General features: G+C 67.7%; 7 protein-coding genes, 1 tRNA gene and 1 pseudogene. 6 read left to right on the forward strand and 3 right to left on the reverse strand.

Features of this window, described 5'->3' with window-relative positions; genetic code table 11:
* Window positions 1-55 precede the first annotated feature (55 nt).
* On the forward strand, window positions 56-733 hold the full coding sequence (locus tag ACIQ2E_RS12265) for a hypothetical protein (protein ID WP_398330909.1): 678 nt from the start codon (window positions 56-58) through the stop codon (window positions 731-733).
* Here the strand turns inward: ACIQ2E_RS12265 and ACIQ2E_RS12270 are convergent, their stop codons facing one another.
* Window positions 734-1,723, reverse strand: a complete 990-nt coding sequence (locus ACIQ2E_RS12270) for an aldo/keto reductase (protein ID WP_398330912.1) — start codon at window positions 1,721-1,723, stop codon at window positions 734-736.
* Between the two features lie 28 nt (window positions 1,724-1,751).
* Here ACIQ2E_RS12270 and ACIQ2E_RS12275 point away from each other — a divergent pair, with 28 nt between their 5' ends.
* Window positions 1,752-1,958, forward strand: coding sequence for a hypothetical protein (locus ACIQ2E_RS12275; protein ID WP_398330915.1), 207 nt, complete (start codon window positions 1,752-1,754; stop codon window positions 1,956-1,958).
* Window positions 1,934-2,476: a hypothetical protein gene (locus ACIQ2E_RS12280; protein WP_398330918.1), complete on the forward strand. Its 543-nt coding sequence runs from the start codon at window positions 1,934-1,936 to the stop codon at window positions 2,474-2,476. Before ACIQ2E_RS12275 ends, ACIQ2E_RS12280 begins: the two co-directional genes overlap by 25 nt.
* Window positions 2,477-2,487: 11 nt before the next feature.
* Here the strand turns inward: ACIQ2E_RS12280 and ACIQ2E_RS12285 are convergent.
* Window positions 2,488-2,558, reverse strand: a tRNA-Cys gene (locus ACIQ2E_RS12285).
* Window positions 2,559-2,600: 42 nt separating this feature from the next.
* On the opposite strand from ACIQ2E_RS12285, the gene ACIQ2E_RS12290 reads away from it, so the two are divergent.
* Together ACIQ2E_RS12290 and ACIQ2E_RS12295 are read left to right on the forward strand one after the other, a co-directional pair.
* Complete coding sequence (locus tag ACIQ2E_RS12290) at window positions 2,601-3,860, forward strand: lipid-A-disaccharide synthase-related protein (RefSeq protein WP_398330921.1); 1,260 nt, start codon at window positions 2,601-2,603, stop codon at window positions 3,858-3,860.
* Between the two features lie 17 nt (window positions 3,861-3,877).
* Window positions 3,878-4,135: a hypothetical protein gene (locus tag ACIQ2E_RS12295; RefSeq protein ID WP_296445037.1), complete on the forward strand. Its 258-nt coding sequence runs from the start codon at window positions 3,878-3,880 to the stop codon at window positions 4,133-4,135.
* A gap of 14 nt (window positions 4,136-4,149) precedes the next feature.
* On the opposite strand, the gene ACIQ2E_RS12300 is transcribed toward ACIQ2E_RS12295, so the two are convergent.
* Window positions 4,150-4,854 carry a ribonuclease D gene (locus ACIQ2E_RS12300; protein ID WP_398330925.1) on the reverse strand — a complete coding sequence of 235 codons (705 nt, stop codon included), beginning with the start codon at window positions 4,852-4,854 and terminating at the stop codon, window positions 4,150-4,152.
* Window positions 4,855-4,961: 107 nt separating this feature from the next.
* On the opposite strand from ACIQ2E_RS12300, the pseudogene ACIQ2E_RS12305 reads away from it, so the two are divergent.
* Window positions 4,962-5,218 (forward strand): annotated as a pseudogene (locus tag ACIQ2E_RS12305) (Pex protein); the annotation flags it as partial.

The following is a 5,218-nucleotide window of genomic DNA, read 5'->3' on the forward strand; positions in this document are numbered from 1 at the left end:
TGATTGTTCGGCAACGCAGAACACAGCGCATAGGTCCGTTCTTTATAGGTTTGAGATGTCGTTAAACGGCTCGCTTTTAAACGCTTCCACCCGCATCACTCGCCGGCGCAGCTCCGCTGGTCCGATCCCTCCCAATCGCCCGCTGCGCCCCCGCGACGCCTACCCCAGCCGCAGCAGCGTTCGCCCCACCTTTCTCACCCTTCGCGACCACGGCAAGGTGTTTGTGGCGGATCTGCCCCGCCTTTCTGATGGCCAGTTGGCCCACGTGGGCAAGGAAGCCCGCGAAGTGCTCGAGAGCATCAGTCGCCGGCTTGAGGAGCTCGATCAGCAGCTGCAGCTTTCGCCTCAAGAGCAAGAAACCCGCATTCGCGCCGCCACCAAGCGTGATGTCACCGAGCGCTTCATCCGCGCCGTGGAAGAGGAGCAAGAGCAGCGCCGCACCAACCCTGCCCTGAAGGCGGCCGCTGGTGAATCACTGGCTCGGGCCTTTCTGGAGATCGCCCGCCATCGTTTGCCCGGTGCCACCTTCGACTCCCTGCTGCAGGAGGCTCTCAGCGCCTGTGATGAGGGTCCTGCCGCTCCGGAAGCGCCAACAGCGGCGGCGGTGCTGGAAGCTCCTCGCCCCCGGCTCATTTCGTTGAGCCGGCCGACGGAGAGCGCTGAAGCATCCGAGCGGGAGCGCATGCCTGTGGTGCTCACTCCCGATCCCTCGCCCCTGATGGGCCAGGCCTGATCAGGCGCTCTGGAAGGGATTGGCCGGCATCCGCGCGGCGCCGGCTCGTCCCACCAACTGGTCAAGGCTGTGGCGTTCGTCGCCGCTGAGCTGCCAGCTGAGAGCAGCGGCCGTGGCATCCACCTGGGCGCAGCTGCGTAAGCCGGGGATTGGCATTGCTCCGTGGGCGCGGCACCAATTCAGGGCAACGGCGGCTAGACCACCCGGCCTGCCCGCGCTGATCTCCGCCATCTGCTGGCGCAAAGCTTGCACCTTGGGCTCCAGCTGCTGGAACAACCGCCGGCGGGTTCCGGTGAGTGGCCGGCCGCCGACCATCTTTTGGCTATTGCTGCGGCTGAGCAGCCCTAGGGCAAGCGGGCTGTAAGCGATGAGCTCGATGTTGAGCTCACGGCACGCCTCCGCCACCCCGCCTGCCAGCACCGGTTGCGGCGCCAGCAGTGAGAGCTGCACCTGCAGGCTGCGCAAGGGCATGCCCTGATCGGCTAGGCGCTGGTGCAGTTGCCGCAGCCGCTGGGGCCCCATGTTTGAGACCCCCAGGCTCTCCACAGCACCACTGCGCACCAGGTCGGCCAGCCCATCAAGCAGCGGCCCCTCCTGCCAGGGGGCGTAGCGGGCGGTGCTCCAGTGCAGCTGCACCCGGTGCAGTTGCCCCTGCAGCCGTTCCTGAGAAGCAGCGAAGGCGCGGCGGTAGCCCTGGCGTCCCAGCCGCCAGGGGAAGGGGGCCAATTTGGTGGCGATGCAAAGCTTGGCCCGCTCGTCGGCCGGGGCTGCCATGGCAAAACGGCCGAGCAGGGCCTCACTGCGCCCGTTGAGCCGGCCGGTGCCGTAGGAATCCGCGGTGTCGAAGAAGTTCAGCCCCCGCTCCAGACAGCGGCGGAAAGTTGCCGCCAGGGCTTCGTCGTCGCGCTCCGGCTCGTAGCCCCACAGGAACTGGTTCCCCCAGGCCCAGGTGCCCACCCCGATCCCGGGTTGCTGGCTGCTGCTTGCCATGATCGAGCCAATCGGGGCTATCTCTGCGGTGAATTCTCTGCCCAGCTCAGCCATCGCCATGACCGCCGCCTCCGCCGACCTTCAGCCACTGCGAGCTGCCGAATCACCCCAGGAGGCCATCGAGGCGCCGCCTGAAACAGTGGAGTCGGATCCGGTGCTCTGCGGCCACTGCGGCCGCACCGCCAGCAATGGCTTGGTGTGCATCGGCATGTGTGTAGCCGACTCCGGCTACTGAGGGTGGGCCGCACCTTGGGTTGCGGTGCCGTGTTGGCGGCAGCTGTGCTGCTGCTGGGGCCCTGGCGGCCATTGGCGGCCGCGGAGGAGGCCTTTGGCCGTTGGCGCTACCGCCCCAACAACTGCGTTGTGGAACACGGGGCGGCGCCGCGGTTGCGTTGCCAGGAGCTGCGGCTGGATCAACGCAGCTCGGAGGTGCTGCGCCTGAGTGTGCAGGCCGACGCCAAGGAGCCCGGCGCCTCCATCCTGTTCACCTTGGTGGGTGCCTTGGCGGAGGGCAGTGAACCCATGGGGTGCCGCAATGGCAGTTGCTCCCTGAAGCGTCAGCTCAGCTTCAACCTCGTCAGCCTCAGCCTGGCTCGCTTTGATGGGCGCGGCCTGGTGCAGTCGCTGCCACGCACCTGGTCGGTGCGCGGTGGTTGCCGGATCGATCCCAGCGATCTGCGCTGCGAAGCAGCAAACAGCGATCTGGCGGCCCTTGGAGAACCGCCGTGGATCATCAACGCTCAGCTGCGCTGATCGGAAACGAGAGGCGGCACCCAGATTCGAACTGGGGGTAAAGGATTTGCAATCCTCTGCCTTACCACTTGGCCATGCCGCCAGACGGGAGCAAACTCCCAGGGCGGATCGTATCAGTCACGGGATGCCCGGCCGTTTGCTGGTGCTGAGCAACGGCCATGGGGAGGACCTGATCGCCCTGCGGGTGTTGCAGGCGCTCCATCGCCGCAGGCCCGAGTTGGAGCTTGCGGTGCTGCCCCTGGTGGGGGAGGGCGGAGCGTTCGCCACTGCTGAGGAGGCAGGCGTGCTGCGGCGGATCGGGCCGCGCCGCCAGCTGCCCAGCGGCGGCTTCAGCAATCAGAGCCTCAGGGGGTTGTTGGCCGATCTCGGGGCTGGGGTGCTCGGCCTGAGCTGGCGGCAGTGGCGGCTAGTGCGCCGCTGGGGGCGCAGCGGCGATCCCGTGCTGGCGGTGGGTGATCTGCTGCCGCTACTGCTGGCCTGGGCCAGCGGTGCGCCCTACGGCTTCATTGGCACCCCCAAGAGCGATTACACCTGGGCGAGCGGGCCTGGTTCAGCTGGTCTTGCGGCGTTGTACCACCGCTGCAAAGGCAGTGAGTGGGATCCCTGGGAATGGGTCCTGATGGCCCGGCGCCGCTGCCGCCTGGCGGCCATGCGCGATTCCCTCACGGCCCGCGGTTTGCGCCGCCATGGCGTGGACGCGCTGGCGCCGGGTAACCCGATGATGGATGGCCTGCAGGCTGAGCCTCTGCCGCCAGTGCTGCAGGGGCGCCGCAGGCTGTTGTTGCTGGGTGGCAGCCGCATGCCCGAGGCCCTGGGCAACCTGCGCCGGTTGCTGGAGGCCCTGCACTTGCTCAGCGAAGCCGAGCCCCTGTTGGTGCTGGCCCCTTGCGGCTCGCGTCCATCGCCCGAGGAGTGGGCTCCGCTGCTGCACGGGCTGGGGTTTGAGCCGGTGCCTGGGCCGCCGCCCGCACAGGCGGCAGCCGCCTGGCAGCGCGGCAGCGTGCTGCTTTTGGTGGGGCCCGGGCGGTTTGCGGCCTGGGCCGGCTCCGCCGAGGTAGGCCTGGCGGCTGCGGGCACCGCGACGGAACAGCTAGTGGGGCTTGGGGTGCCGGCGTTGTCGTTGCCGGGGCCAGGCCCGCAGTTCAAGCTCGGCTTTGCCCAGCGCCAGAGCCGCTTATTGGGGGGATCCGTAGAGATGTGCAGAACGCCGCAGGCGTTGGCCCAGTCCCTGGCGCAGCTGCTGCACGATCCGCAGCGGCGGGCGGCGCTGGGTCGGATCGGTGCGCGGCGGATGGGGCCCTCCGGCGGCAGTGAAGCCCTGGCCCTGTTGCTGGAGCAGCGGCTGCTTCGGCCCGCTTCTAGGCCAGGCGGGATGATGGGCTGACGCTTCTTGCAGCCCGCATGGCAGCTCCCCAGGACAAGGACTACGTGACCGCCTGCGGAAAGCTGGCCAGCGCTTTGAGCATCAGCATCGCTGCGGCTCGCCGCAAGGTGGATCTGGTGGCCTCCAAAGAGGGGGTGCGCGATCCGGCCGGGCGGCTCCTGATCGCCCAGCGCCTGCTGCTGGAGAGCGAAGGTGTGGGGCAGGAGTCGCGCCAGCTGCTGGATGTGCTGCTGGAAGCCGTGGCGGAAGAGGCGAACTATCTGGGCGACGACTGAGCCGCCCCTGCCCCTCAGCTGCGGTGCTCGAAGATCGCGCCGAAGCGGCCGCGATCAAGTTCAGCGATCACCGGAATGCACTGGAAGCTGCGTTGGGCCAGATCCAGGCGCTCCTCGCGCTCCAGCATCTGGATCAGTCGCTCCCGAGCCGGCAGCAGGTAGCGCACATCATTGGCGGCGTAGGCCAGCTGCGCTTCGCTCAGCTCCTCCACGCGGCCCCAGTCGCTGCTCTGGGCGCCTTTGTCGAGCTCCACGCCGCACAGTTCCGCTACGAGCTCCTTGAGGCCGTGGCGATTGGTGTAGGTGCGGGCCAGGCGGCTGGCCACCTTGGTGCAGAACAGCGGGTTCACGGCGATGCCGAGCCCCTCGCCTAGGGCCGCCACATCGAAGCGGGCGAAGTGGAACACCTTCACGATGTCGGCGCGCTCCATGAGCTGCTTGAGCAGCGGCGCTTCGCTCTGCCCCCGCAGGATGCGGATGCAGCACACGTTGTCTTGATCGTCGCTGATCTGCACCAGGCAGAGCCGATCGCGGCCATGCACCAGGCCCATCGCTTCGGTGTCCACCGCCAGGGCGCTGGAGCGGCCGAGCAGCGCATGCCATTCCGGCGTGAGATCGGCATCGAGCACGGCAAAGCGGGCCGGGCTTGAGCCGGCGGCCGGCGCTGCAGAGCCGCTGGAGCTAGGGCTGGGCAAGGCGTTGACAGGAGCTGAGGCCATCGTCGCGGACAGCCGGGCGAACAGCACCAAAACCCAAGATCATCTTTCGCTCTTGAAAATCGAAATGAGATTGCGCTAGCAGGTGGGTGTGCCTCTTGGCGGTTGTGATGCGATCTCCCCGTTCCATGGAGCTTGCGGGCCTTGGAGCCATCCAGGCCTTTTTTGAGCAGCCCCCCATTCAGCATCTGGGGTTGGAGCTGGCGGTGTGCTGGATCCTGGAGTGCCTGCTGGATCACGACAGCTACCCCACCGCCTTGATGCACGACCTCAGCGATGCCCACCCCAAGCTGAGGCTCTCGGAAACGGTGCTGCAGCAGGCCATTCACTTCCTCGATCACGAGGGGGCGATCAGCACTTACAGCCA

Source organism: Vulcanococcus sp., from assembly GCF_044369115.1.
In the GTDB taxonomy this organism is placed as follows: Bacteria; Cyanobacteriota; Cyanobacteriia; order PCC-6307; family Cyanobiaceae; genus Vulcanococcus.